Here is a 237-nt window from a genome sequence, read left to right as displayed (position 1 = left end):
AGATCAGGTTTTCAATGGCGAATTGAAATTCCAAAACACAAGCTTAAAGAATTTCGCCCTCATGCAAAACATGGTCAATCTCATCAACACCATTCCCTCTCTCATTGTCTTTAGAAACCCTCATTTAGGGGCTAATGGCTATCAGATCAAAACCGGATCTGTTGTTTTTGGGATCACTAAAGAAAAACAAGGGGATAAAACTAAAGCGTTTGATTTAGTTCAAGAGCTTTTAGAAGA

1 protein-coding gene is annotated in these 237 nt (G+C 37.6%); it reads left to right on the top strand.

The window, feature by feature from the left end; translation table 11 throughout:
* The coding region (locus BZK24_RS09260; RefSeq protein WP_143424419.1) for an AsmA-like C-terminal domain-containing protein at positions 1-237 on the top strand (237 nt) is incomplete at both ends.

The sequence above is a fragment of the Helicobacter pylori genome, assembly GCF_001998165.1.
GTDB classification, from domain to species: Bacteria; Campylobacterota; Campylobacteria; order Campylobacterales; family Helicobacteraceae; genus Helicobacter; species Helicobacter pylori_DL.
The sequence above is the reverse complement of the archived record's forward strand: the minus strand, read 5'-3'. Positions and strand labels throughout refer to the sequence as shown.